The 21,316-nt window shown below is 71.8% G+C and carries 18 protein-coding genes; 9 read left to right on the top strand and 9 right to left on the bottom strand.

Annotation, left to right across the window (positions count from 1 at the left end; genetic code table 11):
• Positions 1-34: 34 nt before the first annotated feature.
• Positions 35-1,126, bottom strand: a complete 1,092-nt coding sequence (dapE, locus tag ACFW5B_RS23220) for a succinyl-diaminopimelate desuccinylase (RefSeq protein ID WP_386442706.1) — start codon at positions 1,124-1,126, stop codon at positions 35-37.
• A gap of 40 nt (positions 1,127-1,166) precedes the next feature.
• Here dapE and ACFW5B_RS23225 point away from each other — a divergent pair, with 40 nt between their 5' ends.
• Together ACFW5B_RS23225 and ACFW5B_RS23230 are read left to right on the top strand one after the other, a co-directional pair.
• Positions 1,167-2,096: a heavy metal transporter gene (locus ACFW5B_RS23225; protein WP_386442708.1), complete on the top strand. Its 930-nt coding sequence runs from the start codon at positions 1,167-1,169 to the stop codon at positions 2,094-2,096.
• A 301-nt stretch (positions 2,097-2,397) separates the two neighbouring features.
• Positions 2,398-2,856 (top strand): ATP-binding protein, encoded by a 459-nt coding sequence (locus ACFW5B_RS23230; RefSeq protein ID WP_386442711.1) that lies wholly within the window; start codon positions 2,398-2,400, stop codon positions 2,854-2,856.
• Positions 2,857-2,931: 75 nt separating this feature from the next.
• On the opposite strand, the gene dapC is transcribed toward ACFW5B_RS23230, so the two are convergent.
• Positions 2,932-4,047 (bottom strand): succinyldiaminopimelate transaminase, encoded by a 1,116-nt coding sequence (gene dapC, locus ACFW5B_RS23235; RefSeq protein ID WP_386442714.1) that lies wholly within the window; start codon positions 4,045-4,047, stop codon positions 2,932-2,934.
• Positions 4,048-4,224: 177 nt separating this feature from the next.
• A complete protein-coding gene (fdxA, locus tag ACFW5B_RS23240; protein WP_018089397.1) occupies positions 4,225-4,545 on the bottom strand; it encodes a ferredoxin in 321 nt (106 codons plus the stop codon).
• 140 nt (positions 4,546-4,685) lie between these two features.
• Here fdxA and ACFW5B_RS23245 point away from each other — a divergent pair, with 140 nt between their 5' ends.
• Both ACFW5B_RS23245 and ACFW5B_RS23250 read left to right on the top strand, forming a co-directional pair.
• Positions 4,686-5,771, top strand: coding sequence for a GNAT family N-acetyltransferase (locus ACFW5B_RS23245; RefSeq protein ID WP_386442718.1), 1,086 nt, complete (start codon positions 4,686-4,688; stop codon positions 5,769-5,771).
• A 14-nt stretch (positions 5,772-5,785) separates the two neighbouring features.
• Positions 5,786-6,646, top strand: coding sequence for a transglutaminase-like domain-containing protein (locus ACFW5B_RS23250; RefSeq protein WP_386442721.1), 861 nt, complete (start codon positions 5,786-5,788; stop codon positions 6,644-6,646).
• On the opposite strand, the gene ACFW5B_RS23255 is transcribed toward ACFW5B_RS23250, so the two are convergent.
• The 5 genes from ACFW5B_RS23255 to ACFW5B_RS23275 all read right to left on the bottom strand — a co-directional run bounded on the left by ACFW5B_RS23255 (position 6,613) and on the right by ACFW5B_RS23275 (position 12,072).
• Positions 6,613-7,749, bottom strand: coding sequence for a PP2C family protein-serine/threonine phosphatase (locus ACFW5B_RS23255; RefSeq protein ID WP_386442725.1), 1,137 nt, complete (start codon positions 7,747-7,749; stop codon positions 6,613-6,615). The two genes, ACFW5B_RS23250 and ACFW5B_RS23255, sit on opposite strands and share 34 nt — an antisense overlap.
• A gap of 156 nt (positions 7,750-7,905) precedes the next feature.
• Positions 7,906-10,041, bottom strand: a complete 2,136-nt coding sequence (locus tag ACFW5B_RS23260) for a hypothetical protein (protein WP_386442728.1) — start codon at positions 10,039-10,041, stop codon at positions 7,906-7,908.
• 215 nt (positions 10,042-10,256) lie between these two features.
• A complete protein-coding gene (locus ACFW5B_RS23265; protein ID WP_386442731.1) occupies positions 10,257-10,784 on the bottom strand; it encodes a DUF6113 family protein in 528 nt (175 codons plus the stop codon).
• Positions 10,781-11,767 carry an N-acetyl-1-D-myo-inositol-2-amino-2-deoxy-alpha-D-glucopyranoside deacetylase gene (gene mshB, locus ACFW5B_RS23270; RefSeq protein ID WP_386442734.1) on the bottom strand — a complete coding sequence of 329 codons (987 nt, stop codon included), beginning with the start codon at positions 11,765-11,767 and terminating at the stop codon, positions 10,781-10,783. Before mshB ends, ACFW5B_RS23265 begins: the two co-directional genes overlap by 4 nt.
• A 110-nt stretch (positions 11,768-11,877) precedes the next feature.
• On the bottom strand, positions 11,878-12,072 hold the full coding sequence (locus ACFW5B_RS23275; RefSeq protein ID WP_006603310.1) for a hypothetical protein: 195 nt from the start codon (positions 12,070-12,072) through the stop codon (positions 11,878-11,880).
• A 294-nt stretch (positions 12,073-12,366) separates the two neighbouring features.
• Here ACFW5B_RS23275 and ACFW5B_RS23280 point away from each other — a divergent pair, with 294 nt between their 5' ends.
• Positions 12,367-14,553 (top strand): prolyl oligopeptidase family serine peptidase, encoded by a 2,187-nt coding sequence (locus ACFW5B_RS23280; protein ID WP_386442737.1) that lies wholly within the window; start codon positions 12,367-12,369, stop codon positions 14,551-14,553.
• Positions 14,554-14,579: 26 nt separating this feature from the next.
• On the opposite strand, the gene ACFW5B_RS23285 is transcribed toward ACFW5B_RS23280, so the two are convergent.
• Complete coding sequence (locus ACFW5B_RS23285) at positions 14,580-15,683, bottom strand: hypothetical protein (protein WP_386442838.1); 1,104 nt, start codon at positions 15,681-15,683, stop codon at positions 14,580-14,582.
• 517 nt (positions 15,684-16,200) lie between these two features.
• Here ACFW5B_RS23285 and ACFW5B_RS23290 point away from each other — a divergent pair.
• The 4 genes from ACFW5B_RS23290 (at position 16,201) to ACFW5B_RS23305 (ending at position 21,311) form a co-directional block, all read left to right on the top strand.
• Positions 16,201-17,235 (top strand): ABC transporter permease, encoded by a 1,035-nt coding sequence (locus ACFW5B_RS23290; protein ID WP_386442740.1) that lies wholly within the window; start codon positions 16,201-16,203, stop codon positions 17,233-17,235.
• Positions 17,236-17,337: 102 nt separating this feature from the next.
• Positions 17,338-19,137 (top strand): ABC transporter substrate-binding protein, encoded by a 1,800-nt coding sequence (locus ACFW5B_RS23295; protein ID WP_386442743.1) that lies wholly within the window; start codon positions 17,338-17,340, stop codon positions 19,135-19,137.
• A gap of 130 nt (positions 19,138-19,267) precedes the next feature.
• Complete coding sequence (locus ACFW5B_RS23300) at positions 19,268-20,239, top strand: ABC transporter permease (protein WP_386442745.1); 972 nt, start codon at positions 19,268-19,270, stop codon at positions 20,237-20,239.
• 10 nt (positions 20,240-20,249) lie between these two features.
• Complete coding sequence (locus ACFW5B_RS23305; RefSeq protein WP_386442748.1) at positions 20,250-21,311, top strand: ABC transporter ATP-binding protein; 1,062 nt, start codon at positions 20,250-20,252, stop codon at positions 21,309-21,311.
• Positions 21,312-21,316 lie beyond the last annotated feature (5 nt).

A 21,316-nucleotide genomic window follows, 5' to 3' on the forward strand; every position in this document is an offset into this window, starting at 1 on the left:
GGATGTGATCCGTCGGCCGTGGGCCCCGCGGAGGTCAGGCGGTCAGCCAGGCGCGCAGCCGCTCCTCGCAGTGCAGGATGCGGTCGACCTCGACCCGCTCGTCCTTCTTGTGCGCGAGCAGCGAGTAGCCGGGGCCGTAGTTGACGGCCGGGACGCCCAGGGAGCTGAAGCGCGAGACATCGGTCCAGCCGAACTTGGGCATCGCGGTGCCGCCGACGGCCTCCATGAACGCCTTGGCCGCCGGGTGGGCGAGCCCCGGCAGCGCGCCCGGGGAGTGGTCGTCGACGACGAACTCGTCCACCGGGCAGTCCGCGAAGACCTCGCGGACGTGCGCGATCGCCTCATCGGGGGTGCGGTCGGGCGCGTAGCGGAAGTTGACGGTGACCGTGCAGGCGTCGGGGATGACGTTGTTGGCGACGCCGCCCTCGATGCGGACGGCGTTGAGGCCCTCGCGGTATTCGAGTCCGTCGATGACCGGATTGCGCGGCTCGTACGCGGCGAGCTTCGCCAGGATCGGGGCGGCGGCGTGGAGCGCGTTGGCGCCCATCCAGCTGCGGGCGGAGTGGGCGCGCTCACCGGTGGTGCGCAGCAGGACCCGGAGGGTGCCCTGGCAGCCGCCCTCCACCTGGCCGTCGGAGGGCTCCAGGAGGACGGCGAAGTCTCCGGCGAGCCAGTCGGGGTGGGCGTCGGCGACATGGCCGAGGCCGTTGAGGTGCGCGGCGACCTCTTCGTTGTCGTAGAAGACGAAGGTCAGGTCGCGGTTGGGCGCCGGGACGGTGGCGGCCATCCGCAGCTGGACGGCGACGCCGGACTTCATGTCGCAGGTGCCGCAGCCCCACAGCACACCGTTCTCGTCCAGCCGGGAGGGGACGTTCCCGGCGATCGGGACGGTGTCGAGGTGTCCGGCGAGCACCACCCGCTCCGCGCGGCCCAGGTGGGTACGGGCCACGACGTTGTTGCCGTACCGGTCGACGGTCAGGTGGGGGAGCGCGCGCAGGGCGTGCTCGACGGCGTCGGCGAGGTCCTTCTCGTTGCCGCTCTCGGAGGGGAAGTCGACGAGCTGCGCGGTGAGTGCGGCGGCGTCGAGCGACAGGTCGAGGGCGGGGTGGTCTGCGGAGCGCTCCATAGGTCCGACCCTATCCGCAGCACTCCAGTACGGTGGGGCGGTGTCCGCCCCACCCTCCGCTCCCCGCCGCCGCTCCCGTCTCTGGCGTACCGCCGCGGCTTTCGCCGTACTGATCGGCCTGGCCGGCTATCTCGTGGTGCAGTACGTGACCGGTGGCCCGGGAGCGCCGCGCTGCACGGTCCGGGCCGCAGGCGATGCCAAGGAGTACGAGCTCTCCCCCGAGCAGGCCGCGAACGCCGCGACGATCTCGGCGGTGGCGTCCTCGCGCGGGCTGTCGGAGCGGGCGGTGACCATCGCGCTGGCGACCGCGATGCAGGAGTCGGGGCTGCGCAACATCGACTTCGGCGACCGGGATTCGGTCGGGCTCTTCCAGCAACGGCCGTCGCAGGACTGGGGCACCGTGCAGCAGATCATGGACCCGGTCTATTCGGCCGGGGAGTTCTACCGGCATCTGGCGAAGGTGCCCGGCTATTCCCGGCTGCCGCTGACCGTCGCCGCGCAGAAGGTGCAGCGCAGCGGTTATCCGCAGGCCTACGCGAAGCACGAGGCGAATGCCGCGCGGCTGACCGGGGCGCTCACCGGCCGCGACCGGGACGCGATGATCTGCTCCGAGAGCAGCCCGGTGGACGGGAAGGCCGGCGGCGCCGCGAAGGTGCGGGAGCGGCTGGTGCGGGAGTTCGGCCGCGAGGTGCTGCCGCGGGCGGGCGGCGCCGGAGGCCGCTCCGCGGGCGGCGGGAGCGACGTGACGATACCGGTGCGGCAGTCCGGTGCGGTGGCCGCGGGCGATGCCGAGCGGCGCGGCTGGGAGCTGGCGACGTGGGCGATGGCCCACTCCGCCGAGCTGCACATCGAACAGATCTCTTACGCCGGCCGGATGTGGACGGCGGACGACGCGGGGAAGGGCTGGCAGCGGAAGCCGGGCGCCTCCGCGGCGGCCGGGCAGGACGTTCGTATCATCGCCGGGCAGTAGTTTGCCCGGTCCCCCGGAAGGGGCACCGCCGGCAATTCCCTTTCACAAAAGGGCAGTTGACCGTGCGCAGCGAGACCGACCGGTCAATTCCCTTGCCCGTAAAGGGCTGTGACGTTTCCGCGGCACCTCGGCGTGTGCACATATTGCCCGGCTTTATCCAGGGCCGATTATGTGACGCGTTACCAACTCTTTACCGGAGTTCACCGCAACCTTCGGGGTTCTGAAGCGGTAGTCAGGGCGTCCGCCAGGCGGACATGGCACATCTGTCAGAAGTACGAGTCCTTTCCGCAAAAGGAGCACCATGTCCCTCCCCGTTACGCGTCGGATCGCCCGAGCCGCCCTGCTCGTTGCAGCGGGTGCCGCTCCCGTGGTCGCTGCGGCCGGCTCCGCGAGTGCCGCGGAGCTGCCCACCAAGGCACTCGGCGGACTGACGGCGCCCCTGGACTCCCAGAACACCAGCGCAACCCTCGACCACACCGCGCGCGACGGCGTCGGCCTGGTGAACACGGCCGGCAACAAGGCCGCCACGAAGCTCGCCCCGGCGCTCGCCGAGACCGCCGGCCCCGTCGTGAAGAAGGCCATGCCGCTCACCCAGGCCGCCGCCGCCAAGGCCGAGAGCGTGGCCCGCCCGATCGCCAGCAAGGGCGTCTCGACCAGCTCCCTGCCGCTCGACGCGGCCAAGGGACTCGTCGGCTCCTCGCAGGGCCTGCTCGCGCCCGCCAAGGGCCTGCTCGGCGGTCTGCCGCTCGGCGGCCGCTGACCGGCCCGCCCGTACGACGCGCAGGGGCCCGGGGAGATCGCTCTCCCCGGGCCCCTGCGCGTGGTGGTTCGCGGCTCAGTCCGCCAGTCGGCGCACCGCGGCGGCCACCCGCTCGTCGGTGGCGGTGAAGGCGATCCGGACGAACCGCTCGCCCGCGGGGCCGTAGAACTCGCCGGGGGCGACGAGGATGCCGCGCTCGGCCAGGGCGCCGACGGTGTCCCAGCAGGGCTCGTCGCGGGTCGCCCAGAGGTAGAGCGCGGCCTCGCTGTGCTCGATGCGGAAGCCGGCGGCCTCGAAGGCCTCGCGCAGCGCGGCGCGGCGGCGGGCGTAGCGCGTCCGCTGCTCGGCAACGTGGGCGGTGTCGCCCAGCGCCGCGACGGTGGCGGCCTGGACGGGTGCCCCGATCATCATGCCGCCGTGCTTGCGGATCTGGAGCAGGTCGCCGAGGACCGCGGCGTCACCGATGAGGAACGCGGAGCGGTAGCCGGCGAGGTTGGAGCGCTTGGAGAGCGAGTGGACCGCGACGATGCCGTCGTGGGAGCCGCCGCAGACGTCCGGGTGCAGCACGGAGACCGGGTCGGCCTCCCAGCCCAGTTCGAGGTAGCACTCGTCGCTGAAGACCAGCACACCGTGCTCGCGCGCCCAGGCGACGGTGCGGCGCAGCTCGTCGGCGCTCAGCACCCGGCCGGTGGGGTTGGACGGCGAGTTCAGCCAGAGCAGCTTCAGACCGCTGGGGTCCAGCTCGGTGGGGTCGTCGTAGACGACCGGCTCGGCGCCGGCCAGACGGGCGCCGACCTCGTACGTCGGGTAGGCCAGCCGCGGGTAGCCGACCTTGTCGCCGGGGCCGAGGCCCAGTTGGGTCGGCAGCCAGGCCACCAGCTCCTTGGAGCCGACGACCGGCAGCACATTGGTGTGCTCCAGGCCCCGGGCGCCGAGGCGCTCGGCGGCCCAGCCGGTGAGCGCGTCCCGCAGCGCGGCGGTGCCCCACACCGTCGGGTAGCCGGGGCTGTCGGCCGCGGCGGTCAGCGCCTGCTGCACCAGCGCGGGGACCGGGTCCACGGGGGTGCCGACGGACAGGTCGACGATGCCGTCGGGGTGTGCGGCGGCGGTGGCCTTGTAGGGCTCCAGACGGTCCCACGGGAAGACCGGAAGACGGTCGCGAAGCGACTCCCTAGACGATGCTGCGCCCACGGTGCTCACTTTCTCGGGTGCTGCGGGGCCGTCGGCGGAAATGCTTCGGTCCCGTACGGCGGCAGGCCGTACGGGACCGGGGCGGCGCCGTGCGACCTCCCGTGGCTGACACTGGAGGTGCCCCCAAACGACAGGGGAGCAAGAGGGAGCGGCGGCTCCCTCCTGGTCCTCCGGTCGTTACTGGTTCTGCGGCGGCAGGGCCGCGATGAAGGGGTGGTCGCGCTCGATCAGGCCGAGCTTGCTGGCGCCACCGGGCGAACCGAGCTCGTCGAAGAACTCCACATTCGCCTTGTAGTAGTCCTTCCACTCCTCGGGGGTGTCGTCCTCGTAGAAGATCGCCTCGACCGGGCAGACCGGTTCGCAGGCACCACAGTCAACGCATTCGTCCGGGTGGATGTACAAGGACCGGGAGCCCTCGTAGATGCAGTCGACCGGGCACTCCTCGATGCACGCCTTGTCCTTGACGTCGACACAAGGCTGCGCGATGACGTAGGTCACGCTGTCGTTCCTCCTCGGTAGGGCCGGCGGTCCGATTGGCGGTACCGCCGCTGGGCGCGCGGGAGCGCGGCGTCGTCGATGCCCGCCATCTAGTATCTCCGTTCCCGGGCGCGAGACGAACAAGAGGGGCGGTTTGAGCGATGGAATTCCTGGCCGGCGGGCGCGCGGAGGTCCGTATCACCCGTGCTGACGTGGGCAAAAGGGTATCCGTCCGGCGCCTGACCGGCGGCGGGGCGGGGGTTGCGGCGTTCACCGACGCGGTCGGCGTTCTCACATCCTGGGATCAAGGTGTGCTGAGCATCACACGGCGCAATGGCGAGATCGTCACGGTCCAGGAGTCCTCGCTGGTCGCGGCGAAGGTCGTGCCGGACCGCCCGGGGGCCGCGCGGACGGCCTCGGGGGCCCCGGCCCGCCGGCGGGGGCCCGCGGCCACCGTCCGGGAGCTGCAGACCGTCGCGGCCCGCGGCTGGCCCGCCGTGGAGAGCGCCCCGCTCGGGGAGTGGACGCTGCGGGCCGCCGGCGGATTCACCCGGCGCGCCAACTCCGCGCTGCCGCTCGGCGACCCCGGCGTTCCGCTGGACACGGCGCTGGAGCGGGTCACCCGGTGGTACGAGGAGCGCGGGCTGCCGCCGGGGATCGTGGTCGCCACCGGGCGGGCCGGCGACGACGCGCGACTGGCCGCGGAGCTGGCGGCGCGCGGCTGGGCCGACGAGCGGCACGCCACGGTCCGGATCGCGGCGCTGGCCCCGCTCGCCGACACCGCGGCCGACGCCGCCCCGGGGTCCGCCGGGGACGCCTCCGCCCGGGTCGCCCTGTCCCGGGAGCCCGGTGCGGACTGGCTGGCCCTGTACAACCGCACCGGTGAGGCCGGCCTGTCGGAGCAGGCGGCCGAGTACGCGCTGCGGGTGCTGACCGGCGGGCCCTCGGTGTGGTTCGCGACGGTGACCGGCCCGGACGGCGCGGCGACGGCGATCGGACGGCTGGTCGTCGACGGGCGCTGGGCGGGCTTCGCGGCGGTGGAGGTGGCCCCGGCCGCCCGGCGGCAGGGCCTGGCCACGCGGGTGATGGCGGCACTCGCCGAACGGGCCCTGGAAGAGGGCGCCTCTGCCGCGTATCTCCAGGTCGAGGACGACAACGCGGCCGCCCTCGCGTTCTACGACCGGCTCGGCTTCACCGAGCACCACGGCTATCACTACCGGCGGGCCCGGCCCGGCGGCCGGCGCTGAACGGGCCCACCGAGATGTCCCAGGAATCCCAGCCGGAGCGGGACGACGCCCGCACCGCGCGGCGGCAGCAGTTCGCCGATGCCGCGCGGGCCGAGCGGCCCGACCTGGCGCTGCTGTGCCTGCTGATCGCCGCGGAGGCCGATCCCGCGCTGGACGAGGCGGGCTGTGACGCGGTCCAGATCGAGCTGGACCGGCTGGCCGGGATGCTCCCTTATTCCCCGGCCGGCGGCCCCGGGGCCTGGGCCCGCAACCTCGCCGAGCTGCTCGGCACCCGCTGCGGCTTCGGCGGCGCGCCCGCCGACTACCGGCGGCTGGAGTCCTCGCTGCTGCACGAGGTGCTGCGGCGGCGCCGGGGCCTGCCGATCCTGCTGTCGGTGGTGTGGATGGAGGTCGCCCGGCGCGCCGGGGCCCCGGTGTACGGGGTGGCGCTGCCGGGTCATTTCGTCGTCGGCTTCGGCGATCCCGCGGGCTCCCACGTGCTCGCCGATCCGTTCGCGGGCGGGCGGCTGCTCACCGACGAGGACGCGGAGCTGCTGGTCGCGGGGGCGACCGGGGAGCATCTGAGCGCGCGGATGACGACGCCCGCCGACACGCTGGACATCGTGCTGCGGATGCTCAACAACATCCGGGCCTGGGCGCAGGCCCGCCCGGAGCACAGCGCGGTGCAGCTGTGGGCGCTGGAGCTGTCGCTGCTGCTGCCCAGCCATCCGGCGCGGCTGCGCCATGAGCGGGCCCAACTGCTCGTCGAGCGCGGTGCGTTCCTCGCCGGGGCGACCGAGCTGGAGGAGTACGCGCGGGTGGTGGAGGCGGTCGATCCGGCCGGGGCGCTGGCGATCCGGCGTCAGGCCGCCGCGGCGCGGGCCAGGCTCAACTGACCGTCGGGGTCGGGGTTCGTCCGGCGCCGGACGACCAGCACGGTCGCGTCGTCCTTGAGGCTGCCGTGGGCGAAGTCCTCCAGGTCGGCGCGGAGGGTGCGGGTCAGGTCGGCGGGCTCCAGATGCGTCCACCGCGCCAGCCGCTCGGCGAGCGGGTAGAACGTGCCGTCCTCGCCGCGCGCCTCGGTCACCCCGTCGGTGCACAGCACGACCCAGTCGTCGGGCTCGGGGTGCACCCGGACGCTGCGCCGGGGTTCTCCGCTGAGCGCGCCCAGGCCGAGCGGCAGCGCGCCCTCACCGTCCCGGCGCTCGTGGACCTCGCCGTCCCGCACCAGGTAGTACGGGATGTGGCCGCAGGACAGCACCCGGCCCTCCGCCGCGCCGTCCGTGTCGCGCACCTCCATCAGCAGCGCGGTGACGAAGCGCTCGTCGGCACCCTGCTCGGCCGAGCGGGCGTTGTAGCGGGCCAGCGCCTGTTCCATCCGTCCGGCGACCGACTCCAGTGACTCCTGGTACTGCGCGGCCTCCCGGAACGACGCCAGCACCTCCACCCCGGCACCGATGGCCGGCATGCCCTTGCCCTGCACGTCGCCGATCATCAGCCGCAGTCCGTAGGGCGTGTCGATGGCCTCGTAGATGTCCCCGCCGACCCGGGCTCCCTCCACGGCGGAGACATAGAAGCCGTACGCCTCGACCGAACCGGCGCTGAGCGGCAGCTCGCGCAGCATCGCCCGCTGGACGGTGTCGGCCACCAGGCTCGTACGGGCGTGCAGCGCCTCCCGTTGCAGCCGGGTGCGGCACAGCATCAGGGAGAAGGCGGCCACCAGGAAGGCGCCGAAGATGCCGACGACCCGGCTGGCCGGGGCCCAGTCGGGGACGGTCCAGATGTCGACGTAGGTCAGGCACACCACGAAGACGACCGCCACCAGGAGCGTCTGGCGGAACGGGCAGCGCAGCGCGGCGTACAGCGGGGCGATGCCCATGAAGGCCGAGATGTGCAGCTCCGGGCCGGTCGTGGCGTCCAGCGTGGTGACGACGAGGATCGCCAGGATCAGCAGCACGGGAGCGAGGCGGCGGCTCTCCGTGGATCGGTCGGCAGCCATAACACCTTCCAGCCTGCGGGAATCCGCCCGAGGCCGCACCGGGGGCGGCCGGGCCCGATCGCTCCGCATACAGGCAAAAGGCCCCCGAGGACTTCCCGTACGAGCCGGGAAAACGCCCTGCGGGGGCCTCTCACCTGCGGTTTCGTGCTGCGGCGGTCAGTTGCCGTCGGTGGCGATGGTCTGCACCCGCTCGGCCGGGGAGGTGCCGAGCAGCGCCTTGCCGACCGCGCTCGCCACCTCCTCGACGCTGACCGGGTGCTTGGAGCCGTCGCCCTTGGTGACCAGGACGCCGTTGAAGGTGTCGCCGTACAGCTGCTTGAGGGCAGGCCGGTCGTAGTACGGCACCAGGGCGCCGTTGACGACCTTGAACGACAGGAACTTCGGGATGGACTTCTGCGGGCTGAAGGAGACCGTGTGCGACGCGTCCGTGCGGACCGTCACCAGACCGGACATCGCGGGCTCGGCGAACTGCTTCATCGCCCGGTCCACCGCGGCCTTGGTGACCTTCGGCTGCTGGGTGCCGGCGGCCAGCACCACGGGGGCGTCGGTGCCGGTCGCGGCGCGCTTGCGGTAGGCGTCGGCGACCTTCTTCATGGACGCGTTCACATCGATCGCCTTGTGGGGCGCGCCGTAGTGCGGCACCGCCTTGCCGTTCTCGAAGGTGATCCCGCCGTCCGCGGCGGCACCCCCGGGGCCGGTGGCGTTCTCCAGGGCGATCTGCAGCTTCTCGTCATCGACGATCACCGCGGCCTCGGCCGTGCGGTGCACGCCGAACAGCGAGCCGATGACGGAGACCGGGTTGTAGTCCCGGCCGGCCGCCCGGCGCACCGTCGCCTGCGGGTCGATGTCGAGGCCCGCCCGGGAGGGCCTGAGGGCGGTGGATTTGCCGTCGACGGTGAGCTTGAGCGGTGCGGTGCGGCTGTCCCTGAGCGCCGTCTCCAGCTTCTTGACGGCCTCTTCCTTGCTGGTGCCGCCGATGTCCACACCGAGCGCGGTGGTGTTGTTGGGCACGTCGGCGTGGTCGAGCAGCAGCCCGGCGCCGTAGGCGACACCGGCCAGCACCACGACGCCGACGCCCGCGAGAACGAGCTTGTTGCGGCCCTTCTTGGGCGGGTTGATCGGCTCGGGGATCTTGGGGCGCGGCTTGGGGGCGGCGCTGTCGCCCTCACCGGCCGGGCCGGCCGCGAACGGCGAGGGGGCCGACGGCTTCTCCGTCCCGGGGACCGCCGGGATGCCGCTGACCAGGGTGTCGCCGGATACCCGGTCGCGGCCGCCGGGGGCGCCGCCCTGGGGGCCCTTCGTCCCGCGCGGTCCCTTGGGAGCGCCGGGAGGCGTGCCCTTGGGGCCGCGGGGGGCCGCGCCCTCGGGGCCGCCGGGCAGGCCGCCGGAGATGCCGCCGCCCGCGCCGAGGCCGCTGCCCGGGCCGGCGAGCGGCGCCGGCGGCTGCGGGGTGAGCTCCGCGGTGTCGTCGATCCGGGGCGTGGCGCCGGTGCCGGCGTCGCTGAAGCCGGGCGGGAGGTTGAGGGCGGAGTTACCGCGCGCCGGCCCGGTCGTCGGACCGCTGGGGCCGCCCGCCGGGGCGTCGAACGGGCTGGTCGCGCCGGGGGTGTCGAACGGGCTACCGCCGGGCGCCGCACCGTCGAACGGTGAACCGCCGCTCCGCGGACCGCCGTCGAACGGTGTGGCCTCGCCCGGCCGGGCACCGCCGTCGAACGGCGAGGCGCTCTCCTTCTCCGGGGCCGGGCCGTCGGAGAAGTACGGCAGGTCGGGGCGCTGCGGCGCGGCGTTGCCGGACGGGGCGGGCGGCGGGGTCGGCGCGCCCGGGGCGGGCGGGGCCGCGTGGGAGCCGGTGGACGAGGACGCGCCGGCGCCGGCCTGCGGCTTGCGCGGGGCGAACCAGTCGCTGGTCTTCTCGGTCCGGCCCGTGGGGGCGTCGTCCGCCGGAGCCTCGGGCCGGGGCGTGTTCGCCGTGCGCTCCGCGTTCCGCTCGCCGCGGGGCGTGCCCCGGGAACCGGCGGAACCGCCGGATCCGGCCGATGCGTTCATGCCGGACTCCTCACCGACGGGCTTGCGCACGACGACCGGCGGGATGGGGCGCGACCCCGGAATATTGATCTTGATCCGCGTCGTCAGCGTGGTCTCGGTCTTGGGCTCCTCCGGCTGCGCCGCGGCACCGGGCGCCGGCTCGCCGGTCTCTTCCCTGGGCGAGCCGTACGGCGGCGTCCCGGACGGGTACGCGGCTCCGCCACGGCCCTGAGGGCCGGAGGACGAACTGTCAGATTCACGACTCAAAGCAGGTTCTCCCGGTTGGCTCCGCCGCTCGTCAGAGATGATCCCCGGCCACAGGCCGGGAGGTGCCCCCAGGGCGGCGCGACGGCGCGCACCACCATACTGTCCGCCGCGGGCGGCCACCCGGGGAGCGTACGAACACCGCCGCCGCGGGCGAACCCCCGGGGCCCGGTCCGTTCACCCGGGCCGGCGTGGCATCCGTCCCGTTTTGGACCACGTCATCCGCCAACTCGGCCGTGCCGGACGCCCATGGGACGCAGCTGCGTCGCGGTGGCGCAGATCACAGCGACCACGATGCCGCCCAGCAGGAAGATGTACGAGCCGAGTCCCGCGCCGAACAGGAAGTCGCCTTCCGGCCGGACATTGCTGAGCAAAAGGAACACGGTCACCAGCCAGGCCGCACCGGGCACCAGCACGCCCGCGGAGGTGCCGGTCGCGCGGGCGCCCCCGTAGAAGAGGCCGCCGACACCACCCAGCGCCAGCACCAGACCGCCGGGGAACCACGCCGCCTGCACCAGCGTTCCGGCACCGGCCACCAGGACGCCGACGACCAGCAGCAGCACATAGAGACCGATCCGGCCGGCCGTCAGCGGTGCGCTCGGCGCGACTCCGGCCGGGGGCGGCACCGGAGCGCCGGACCGTGCACCGGACGCGCCGCCCGAAACCGCCCGCGACCGCTTCCCCTTACCGGAGGCCGCCCCGCCCTTTCCGTCCCCGGCGGTGCCGCCGCCCTTCGCCGTACTCATTCCGCCGCCTCCTCGTTCCGGACACTCTCCTCCATACCCGTCATTTCACCGACACCCGCGAAGAGATCGTCCTCCCGTACCCCGTCCGCGGTACCCCGGGCGCCGTGCACCAGCCGATAGTGCTCCGTGCCGAACAGCGGCTGGCCCAAGTCGTTGGAGAGCGCGAAGAACGGCCCGTCGACCGCGATCTGGGTGTGGTGCGCGCGCATCGCCGCGGACTTCGCGGCCGCGTACCGGGGCTCGCCGGTGACGGATGCCGCGACCTCGGAGTCCGGCACCACGCCCGGTACGTCGTCGACCTCGGCCACGCCGGGGAAAGTGTGACCGGCCGCGCGCAGCCGCGCGAAGCCCTCCTCGACCACGGACCGGGGGTTGCAGTTCCAGTAGATCTTCCCGATCGCGTGCGCCGGGCCCAGCTCCGGGCGGAAGTCCGCCCGCGCGGCGAGTTCGGCGCCCCGCATGGCGACCCGGTGCGCCTGGATGTGATCGGGGTGGCCGTAGCCGCCGTTCGGGTCATAGGTGACCAGGACCTGCGGCCGGACCTCGCGGACCACGGCCACCAGCGCCGCGGCCGCCTCGTCCAGCGGGGCCTGCCAGAAGGCGTCCGGCCGGTCGTTCTGCGGCGCGCCCATCATCCCGGAGTCGCGGTAGCGGCCCGGACCGCCGAGGAAGCGGTGGTCGGTGACGCCCAGGGCGGCCATCGCGGCGGACAGCTCCTGCGCCCGGTACGGGCCGAGCGCGTCGTCGCGGTCCGGCGCCAGGTGAGCCAGCTCGGGCGGGATGACCTCGCCCTCCTCACCGAGGGTGCAGGTGACGAGGGTGACCTGCGCGCCCTCGGCCGCGTACTTGGCCATGGTCACGCCGTTGTTGATCGACTCGTCGTCGGGGTGCGCATGCACCAGCAGCAGCCGCCGGGCAAAAGCGGCGGGCGAGGCGCCCCCGTCGGCGGGTGGCTGCGGGGGACGGGCGGGCTGATCGGTCATGCCGACAGCCTACGAGCCACCCGGTCCACCGCCCGCAGGCGATCCCGGCCGCCGCGTGTGCGCCCGGACGGAGGGCGGGCACACGGCGGACGGGACCGCCCGGCGGCGGCTCAGAACTTGATGTTCCCGAGCATGCCGGCGACGTTCGTCGTCAGCTGCTTGATCGTCGGGGCGATGGACGAGCTGGCCAGATAGAAGCCCAGCAGCATGCAGACCAGGGCATGCGGGGCCTTCAGTCCAGACTTCTTGACAAGCAAGAAGACGATGATCGCCAGCAGCACCACCGCCGAAATCGAGAGTGCCACGGCGGCTCACCTCCAAATACTCACGGTCCGGACAGAGTTGAGGGTGCCCGGACCGTTCTCACGACCCGCGCACCCGGGTATGCCAAGGGCTCTTTACCCCGTACCCACTACGCGCAAGGGATCATAACTTTCCGCGCTAGCGCATAAGTCGGAGCACGGAAGCAGAGCGGGGGCGCACATGATCTTCACGAGTGCGACCAGGGTGAGCCGGTCCTCCCCCGCGGCCCCGTCGCGACGGGTTCCGTCCCGCCTCGGCCCCGCCCCGACCGGGCGAACAGGCCCTAGGCTCGCACCATGACGACCGGACAGCCTTCGTTCCCGCGGCAGTACGCCCGTACGCAGCGCTTCACCCTGGGCGCACCGCGCAGTTACACGATCTCCCCCGACGGCGCGCGCGTCGCCTTCCTCCGCTCCGGTTCGGGCACCGACCGCAGCCAGCAGCTGTGGGTGCTCGACCTGGAAACGGGACGGGAGTTCCCGGCCGCCGACCCGCAGACCCTGCTGGCCGGCGCGGACGAGGACCTCTCCCCGCAGGAGCGGGCCCGCCGTGAGCGCACCCGGGAGAGCTCGGCGGGCATCGTCGGCTATGCCACCGACTCCGCCGTGGAGTTGGCGGCGTTCACGCTCTCGGGCCGGCTGTTCGTCTCCGAGCTGCGCGCCGGAACCACCCGGGAACTCCCGGTCCAGGGACCGGTGGTGGACCCCCGCCCGTCGCCGGACGGCCGGCTGGTGGCCCTCGTGGCGGACGGCCGGCTGCGGGTGGTGCCGGTGGACGGCGCCGCGACGTCCGACGAGGGCGACGGCGCGGCGGCGGGCGGGGCTGACCAGGTACTGGCCGAGCCGGACGGGCCCGAAGTGACCTGGGGGCTCGCGGAGTTCATCGCGGCCGAGGAGATGGGTCGCTACCGGGGTTTCTGGTGGTCGCCGGAGAGCGACGCGGTGCTGGCCGCACGGGTCGACGAAGCGCCGGTGCAGCGCTGGTGGATCTCCGACCCGGCCCATCCGGACCGGGAGCCCGCCCGGGTCGCGTACCCGGCGGCGGGCACCCGCAACGCCGAGGTCACCCTCACCCTGTTCGGCCTCGACGGCACCCGCACCGACCTCTCCTGGGACACCGAGCGCTATCCGTATCTCGCCCGTGTCCACTGGTCGGCGGCCGGGCCGCCGCTGCTGCTCGTGCAGGCCCGTGACCAGCGCGACCAGCGCTATCTGACCGTCGACACCACGACCGGCGCGACCCGGACGGTGCACGAGGACGAGGACGAGGCCTGGGTCGAGCCGTTCCCCGGGGTGCCGGCCTGGACGCCGGACGGCCGGCTGGTGCGGATCGCCGACGAGGGCGGCGCACGCAAGCTGTTCGTCGGCGACCGCCCGCTGACCGGGGCGCCGCTGCACGTCCGGGCCGTCCTGGACATCGGCGAGGACGACGTGCTCTTCTCGGCCAGCGGTGCGGAGATGCACGACATCGGTGTCTACCGCGCCTGGTTCCGCGGCAGCGGCGACCAGGGCGGCTGGGAGCGGGTGGGCGAGCGGCCGTATGCGACGGTGTCCTCCGCGGTGCGCGGCGGTGCGCTGACCGTGCTGTCCCAGGCGTCGCTGGACCGGTCCGGGACGCAGGTGGAGGTGGTGCGGCTGGACGCCGACGGCGGTGAGAAGACGCTCGCCACGATCGGTTCGTCCGCCGAGGAGCCGTCCCTGACCGCGCGCCCCCGGCTCGTGCTGGCCGGGGAACGGCAGATTCCGTGCGCGGTGCTGCTGCCCGGCGGCTACCAGGAGGGCGACGGTCCGCTTCCGGTGCTGCTGGACCCGTACGGCGGTCCGCACGGCCAGCGGGTGGTCGCCGCGCACCATGCCCATCTGACCTCCCAGTGGTTCGCCGACCAGGGGTTCGCGGTGATCGTCGCGGACGGCCGGGGCACACCGGGCCGCTCCCCCGCGTGGGAGAAGGCGGTCTCCCGCCGGATCGCGGAGTACGCGCTGGACGACCAGGTCCACGCCCTTCAGGCGCTGGCCGGTTCCTTCCCCCTCGACATGGAGCGGGTGGCCATCCGCGGCTGGTCCTTCGGCGGCTATCTGGCCGGGCTCGCCGCGCTGCGCCGGCCTGATGTCTTCCACGCGGCCGTGGTGGGCGCGCCGGTGACCGACCTCCGTCTGTACGACACCCACTATCAGGAGCGCTACCTCGGGCACCCGGACGAGGAACCGGCGGTCTACGCGGAGAATTCGCTGATCACGGACGAGGGGCTGTCCGGCGCGGTGGAGCCGCACCGCCCGATGCTGATCGTGCACGGCCTCGCGGACGACAACGTGGTGGTGGCCCATTCACTGCGGCTGTCCTCGGCGCTGCTGGCGGCGGGCCGTCCGCACGAGGTGCTGCCGCTGTCCGGGGTGACCCATATGACGCCGCAGGAGCAGGTGGCCGAAAATCTGCTGCTGCTCCAGGTCGACTTCCTCAAGCGGTCGTTGGGGATGCCGTCCTGAGCGGCTGAGCGCCCCGGGAGGCCGTCTCACCAGCCGGGCGGGAGCGTGGACGGCGGCGGCGGGGCGTGCGGCGGCCGGGCCTCGCCCGGGGCGGCGCCGTACGCCAGCACCGCGTCCGGGTCCGGGGCGGCCGCCGGGACACCGGACCGGGCCGCCGCGATCAGCGCGGCCAGCCCGGCGGCCGCCACGAAGGCCGCGGTGCCCAGCTCCAGCTGGGCCTGGAGGGGCAGCGCGGCGAAGCGGGCCGGCTTCCCGGTGTGCACGGCGAAGGCGAGCGCCACGGACCCGTGCACACACAGCAGGGCCGCGGCCGTCAGCACCGCCGGTCTGGCCCAGGCCGCCCGGCGCAGCGCGGCCTCCGCGGCCCCCAGGGACAGCAGCGCGAGCGCCAGCGCCTGCCAGTGGACCGGGGGTTGCATCAGCGCACGGAAGACGGAGGCGTCACCGAACAGCCCCTTGCCGTAGATCTCCCCGCCGAGCCGCTGCCACCAGCGGATCTCCCAGCCGGCGACGGCCAGTCCGGCGGCGCCCAGGAGGACGGCGGCGGTGACGGCCGGCCCCTTGAACGGCCTGCCGGGCGCCCCGGGGCCCGCGTCCGGCGGCACCGCGCGGACCACTCCGTACGCCGTGGCCGCCGAACGCGGCAGCGCGTGCGCACCGCGCCCCGGGGGACCGTCCGGGCGCCGGCCCGCCGCGCAGACCACGATCAGCGCGACCGCCAGGACGAGTTGGGCCAGCGCGGTCAGCCGCGCCCGCGTGGTGAGACCGCTGTCCAGTCCCTGGAGCCAGCCCGCGCCCAGCACCCACACCAGCGGGAGCCGCAGCAGTGCGGTGGCGGCCGCCAGGGAGACCAGGGCGCCGCCGGCCACGGCCGGGGCGACCGCGGAGCGCAGCACGGCGACCGCCGTGACGAGTGCGCCGAGCACCAGCAGCGGGTCCAGCGCCGAGGTGGCCCAGGCGGTGAACTCCCCTGGCCGGGGCGCCTGTCCGAGCCAGAACCGCGCTACGTCCGCGGCGTGCTGAGCGATCATCAGATCCCGGATGATCCAGCCCGCGCCGAGCAGCGCGAGCAGCAGGCAGAGCAGTGCGCCGAGGCCGCGCGCACCGCGAGTGAGAACGCTGTCCCGCATTGTGGACACGGCTCGCCCCCGTCCGTGTCGAAGTACCCGAGTCGCCCAGGGCACCCCTCCGGGAGGCGCCCACCGCAGGTCTACTGCAGTCCCGCTCCGGCGACAACAGAGCCGGTCCGGGCGGCGGATGGCGCGGCGGGCGGAACGGCAGGTGAAACCGGGTCAAAACGACAACCGGCCGGGGCACCGTCAGGCGTCCCGGCCGGTCTACGGCACCCGCACGGCCGTACGTTGTTCATCATGGCGCGTCCGTATATCGGTGTTGCGACAGTGAAGTTGCCTTCATGTTAAAGAAGTTGATGGCGATATGTCTCTCATGCCGCCTATCACTCCCCGCTGTCAAGCACGCCTGGGCGACGATCTGCGCAATCTTCGCTCAAGAAGTAGACGACCTGTTCACGAGCACACCCGATCCCCTTGACTCCGCCATAAATCACTTGCGAAAGTCCGCTCATCCAGCGGTGCGACCAGGCGCCGCTTCACGTTCCAAGAGAACTCGGCGCGGGGGCACTTCGCGATGACTAGTCCATCCCAGACCGCGGCAACCAAGTCCGATCCACCGGGACTTGATTCCAAGGGTCTGAAGAAGACGAAGGACGGCAAGGACGGTGAGCTCGTCGGCCGTTCTCCCGGCCAACTGATGTGGCGGCGCTTCAAGCGCGACCGCACGGGCGTCATTTGCGCTGTCGTCGTGCTGGCCTTCTTCGCCGTGGCCGCGCTCGCCCCGGTGTTCGCCTCGCTCTACGGCAAGAACCCGTACACCTTCTACGGCAGCAACGACCCGAGCCTCTTCGACGACTTCGGCTACCCGATGGCGCCCAACGGCGGCATCTCCGGCGACTTCTGGTTCGGCATCGAACCCGCCCTGGGCCGCGACCTGTTCACGCTGCTGATCTACGGCATGCGGACGTCCCTGGGCATCTCGCTGGCGGTGACCGTCCTGGTGGTCATCACCGGCACCCTCCTGGGAGTGACGGCCGGCTACGTGGGCGGCAAGACCGACTACTGGCTCGGCCGGGTCATCGACTTCCTGCTCGCCTTCCCCAGCCAGCTGACCTTCGTGGCCTTCATGCCCGTGGTCGTGGCGTTCTTCATCCCGCCGGGCGACGAGACCCCCACCTATGTGCGGGTGGTGGCGCTGATCCTGGTGCAGTGGGCGCTGGGCTGGATGGGTCTGGCCCGACTGCTGCGCGGCCAGGTGCTGTCGCTGCGGGAGCGGGAGTTCGTCGAGGCCGCGAAGATCACCGGAGCCTCCCCCTGGCGCATCATCCGCAAGGAACTGCTGCCCAACGTGGTCACCCCGATCCTGGTGCAGGCCACCTACATGCTCCCGCTGTTCGTGACGGCGGAGGCCGGCCTGTCCTTCCTGGGCGTCGGCATCATGGAACCGACCCCTGACTGGGGACGGCTGTTCCACACGGCCGGCATGGTCTACGAGAACGACCCGACCTTCCTTCTCTTCCCCGGCGCCGCGATGGTGATCTTCGTGCTGTGCTTCAACCTGCTGGGGGACTCGGTCCGGGACGCCTTCGACCCCAAGTCCGGGCGCTGATCGTCCATTTGAGGGGGGAGCTGTCACCCCCGGGCCGGGCTCGTACCGGTTGCGTCAGGCAGCACATCTGGACAACAACCGACAGGCAGGTGCTTGGACCTCATGAACGCACTATCTACGCGCAGAGCACGCGCCGTGCTCGTGGCCCTGGCGGCCGGTTCACTCGCACTCACCGGCTGCTCCAGCGGCGGCGGCAGCGGCAAGGACACGTCGCAGACGGACAAGGACGCCGCCGCGCAGTCCAAGACCGTGGCGCTCGGCACGGCCGCCGACTCCACCGGCCCGGCCGCCGAGGTCAAGGGTGCCCGCAAGGGCGGCACCATGCGGGTCTTCCAGCGTGACAGCTTCAACCACCTGGACCCGGCGCAGATGTACGTCAGCGACCTGGGCGACCTGTCCAAGCTGATCTTCCGTGGTCTGACCACGTACAAGCAGGACGACGCGGGCAAGAAGACCGTGGTCGGTGACCTCGCCACCGACGCGGGCCAGATGTCCGACGGCGGCAAGACCTGGAAGTACACGCTCAAGGACGGCATAAAGTTCGAGGACGGCAAGCCGATCACCTCGAAGGACATCCGCCACACCTTCGAGCGGATGTACGCCAAGTTCATCACCGACGGCCCCACCTACATGCAGACGTGGCTGTCGGGCGAGGGCACCACGTACCGCAAGGCGCTGCCGGACGGTCCGTACAAGGGTGACCACCTGCCCAAGAGCGTCCTGGACACCCCGGATGACAAGACCGTCATCTTCCACTTCAAGAAGCCGCAGTCGCAGGTGCCCTACGCGCTCGCCATGGCGGGCTACAGCGTCGTCCCCGAGGGCGCGAAGGACACCAAGGAGAACTACGACGTCAAGCCGGTCTGCGCCGGCCCGTACAAGTTCGCCTCCTTCAAGGAGGGCAAGGGCGCCAAGCTGGTCCGCAACACCAACTGGGACCCGAAGACGGACCCGATGCGGCACCAGTACGTCGACGGCTTCGACATCACCTTCAACCACCAGTTCTCGGACTCCACCAAGCGTCTGATGTCCGACCAGGGTGAGGCCAAGAACGCGGTCAGCTTCACCAACTCGGTGGAGCCGACGCAGACCAAGCAGGTGCTGGACAACGCCAGCGCCAGCAAGCGCACGGTGCAGGGCTACCAGCCCTACGTGTGGCAGATGAACATGAACATGGACCGCATCAAGGACAAGAAGATCCGCGATGCGATCACCTACGCCATGCCGAACGCCCAGATCGTCCGGATCAACGGCGGCAGCTACGGCGGTGAGGTCGCCGGCGGTCTGCTCGCCCCGACCGTGGCGGGCTACGAGAAGGGCTACGACCCCTACGGCAAGCTCACGCACCCCAACGGTGAGCCGGAGAAGGCCAAGAAGCTCCTCAAGGAGGCCGGCAAGTCGGGCATGAAGCTCGTCTACGCCTACTCCAACACCGAGATCCGCCAGAAGGAAGCCGCGGTCATCGAGGACGCCCTGAACAAGGCGGGCTTCGACGTCCAGAAGAAGGAGGTCGACTCCTCCTCCTGGTACCAGCAGATGGGCAAGGTCGACAACGGCTTCGACATCTACATGACCGGCTGGGGCCAGGACTGGGCCGACGCCTCGACCGTCATCCCGCCGTCGTACGACCCCCGTCAGATCCAGGACGGCGCGGCGAACTACTCGCACATCCGCGACAAGAAGGTCAGCTCCGAGATCGACCGCATCGAGAAGATCACGGACATCAAGCAGCAGACCGCGGAGTGGCAGAAGCTGCACAAGTACATCGTGGAGAAGATCAACCCGGCCGCCCCGGTCTTCTACACGAAGATTCTCCAGCTGCACGGTTCCAACGTGGGTGGTGCCCGCTACAACAGCGACACCAACTACCTGGACGTGAACACGCTGTTCCTCAAGAAGTAAGACGCACACAGAAGCAAGCACCGGAAGGTGGTCCGGAGAGCGCGCGGCACGGCGGAGCGCGCGCTCTCCGGGGCCTTCCCCGCCACTCCGTCACTCCCCACAGCCGCCGTCCTGAGAGCAGCGAACTGCCATGCTTCCCTTTCTATTCCGCCGGATCTTCGGCGCGGTCGTCATCCTCATCCTGCTGAGCGCCTTCACCTTCTTCGTCTTCTTCTCCACGGGTGACCCGGCCCTGATGGCGTGCGGCAAGAACTGCACCGCCGACAACGTGGCCCTGATCCACCAGAACCTCGGCCTCGACAAGCCCCTGACCACGCAGTACTGGGACTTCCTCGTCGGCATCTTCGCGGGCCGCGACTACTCCATCGGGCACTGCAGCGCCCCCTGCTTCGGCTACTCCTTCGCCACCAAGCAGGACGTCTGGACGACGATGATGGACCGGCTGCCCACCACTGCGTCGCTGGCCGTCGGCGGCGCGGTCGCCTTCCTGGTCATCGGCCTCGGTGCCGGTCTGCTCGCGGCCTGGAAGAAGGGCTCGCTGCTGGACAAGACCGTCACCGGTATCTCCATGGTGCTCAGCTCGGTGCAGATCTACATCCTGGGCCCGATCGTCCTCGGCATCTTCGTCTACAGCGGCATCATGGCCTCCCCGAAGTACGTGGAGCTGACCAGCGACCCGGCCGGCTGGTTCATGGGGCTGCTGCTGCCGTGGCTGGTGATGTCGACGATCTTCACCGCGCAGTACACCCGTATGGCGCGCTCGACGATGATCGAGCAGCTCCAGGAGGAGCACGTCCGTACGGCCAAGGCCAAGGGCATGCCGGCCCGTTATGTCTTCATGCGCTACGCCTGGCGCGGCTCGCTGATCCCGATCGTCACGATCCTCGGCATCGACCTGAGCTCGCTGTTCGGCGGCGCCATGATCACCGAGTACACCTTCTCGCTGGCGGGCCTGGGCCGGCTGGCGATCAACTCCGTCATCACCCTCGATCTGCCCATGATCCTCGGCGTGCTGATCTTCAGCGCCGCGCTGATCCTGGTGTTCAACATCATCGTGGATGCGACGTACGCCCTCATCGACCCGCGCGTGCGCCTGTCCTAGGAGAGCCCAAGTGACCACACTCACCAAGACCGAGGACGCGCCGGTCCCCACCGGATCGGACCCCTTCCTCTCCGTCCGTGACCTGCATGTGCGGTTCTCCACCGAGGACGGCATCGTCAAGGCGGTGGACGGCCTCTCCTTCGACCTGGAACGCGGGCAGACGCTCGGCATCGTCGGCGAATCGGGATCGGGCAAGTCCGTCACCAACCTCGCCGTGCTGGGGCTGCACAACCCCAAGAGCACCGAGATCACCGGTGAAATCAAGCTGGACGGCCAGGAGTTGACCGGGGCCAGGGAGAAGACCCTGGAGAAGCTCCGCGGCAACAAGATGGCCATGATCTTCCAGGACGCGCTGACCGCCCTGTCGCCGTACTACACGGTCGGCCGGCAGATCGCGGAGCCGTTCATCAAGCACACCGGCGCCGGCAAGCGCGAGGGCCGGCAGCGCGCCATCGAGATGCTGACCAAGGTCGGTATCCCGCAGGCCAATCTGCGGGTGGACGACTATCCGCACCAGTTCTCCGGCGGTATGCGCCAGCGCGCGATGATCGCCATGTCGCTGGTCTGCAACCCCGAGCTGCTGATCGCCGACGAGCCGACCACCGCCCTGGACGTCACCGTCCAGGCGCAGATCCTCGACCTCCTCAAGGACCTCCAGCAGGAGTTCGGCTCCGCCATCATCCTGATCACCCATGACCTCGGCGTGGTCGCCAATACGGCGGACGATCTGCTGGTGATGTACGCGGGCCGGGCCGTCGAGCGGGGTTCGGTCAAGGAGATCCTCACCCGCCCCCAGCACCCGTACACCTGGGGCCTGCTGAGCTCCATGCCGCGGCTGTCCTCGGACGTCCACGAGGAGCTGCACCCGATCCCGGGTTCCCCGCCGAGCCTGCTCACCCCGCCTTCCGGCTGCGGCTTCCACCCGCGCTGCGGCTTCACCGACGAGGTCGGCGGCGCCCGCTGCACCGACGAGCGGCCCCTGCTGGAGCTGGGGCGCGCGGCCGCGTGCCATCTGAGCGCCGAGCAGAAGCAGACCCTCTTCACCGAGCAGATCAAGCCCCGGCTGGGCTAGGGAGC

Origin of the sequence: Streptomyces sp. NPDC058773, from assembly GCF_042746015.1 — a bacterium.
In the GTDB taxonomy this organism is placed as follows: domain Bacteria; phylum Actinomycetota; class Actinomycetes; order Streptomycetales; family Streptomycetaceae; genus Streptomyces.

What these genes read in the sequence shown, in the direction of transcription:
- dapE (WP_386442706.1), bottom strand. Translation starts at nt 1,126, where the DNA reads ATGGAGCGCTCCGCAGACCACCCCGCCCTCGACCTGTCGCTCGACGCC.
- ACFW5B_RS23230 (WP_386442711.1), top strand. Translation starts at nt 2,398, where the DNA reads ATGTCCCTCCCCGTTACGCGTCGGATCGCCCGAGCCGCCCTGCTCGTT.
- ACFW5B_RS23245 (WP_386442718.1), top strand. Translation starts at nt 4,686, where the DNA reads ATGGAATTCCTGGCCGGCGGGCGCGCGGAGGTCCGTATCACCCGTGCT.
- ACFW5B_RS23250 (WP_386442721.1), top strand. Translation starts at nt 5,786, where the DNA reads ATGTCCCAGGAATCCCAGCCGGAGCGGGACGACGCCCGCACCGCGCGG.
- ACFW5B_RS23255 (WP_386442725.1), bottom strand. Translation starts at nt 7,749, where the DNA reads ATGGCTGCCGACCGATCCACGGAGAGCCGCCGCCTCGCTCCCGTGCTG.
- ACFW5B_RS23265 (WP_386442731.1), bottom strand. Translation starts at nt 10,784, where the DNA reads ATGAGTACGGCGAAGGGCGGCGGCACCGCCGGGGACGGAAAGGGCGGG.
- mshB (WP_386442734.1), bottom strand. Translation starts at nt 11,767, where the DNA reads ATGACCGATCAGCCCGCCCGTCCCCCGCAGCCACCCGCCGACGGGGGC.
- ACFW5B_RS23280 (WP_386442737.1), top strand. Translation starts at nt 12,367, where the DNA reads ATGACGACCGGACAGCCTTCGTTCCCGCGGCAGTACGCCCGTACGCAG.
- ACFW5B_RS23285 (WP_386442838.1), bottom strand. Translation starts at nt 15,683, where the DNA reads ATGCGGGACAGCGTTCTCACTCGCGGTGCGCGCGGCCTCGGCGCACTG.
- ACFW5B_RS23290 (WP_386442740.1), top strand. Translation starts at nt 16,201, where the DNA reads ATGACTAGTCCATCCCAGACCGCGGCAACCAAGTCCGATCCACCGGGA.
- ACFW5B_RS23295 (WP_386442743.1), top strand. Translation starts at nt 17,338, where the DNA reads ATGAACGCACTATCTACGCGCAGAGCACGCGCCGTGCTCGTGGCCCTG.
- ACFW5B_RS23300 (WP_386442745.1), top strand. Translation starts at nt 19,268, where the DNA reads ATGCTTCCCTTTCTATTCCGCCGGATCTTCGGCGCGGTCGTCATCCTC.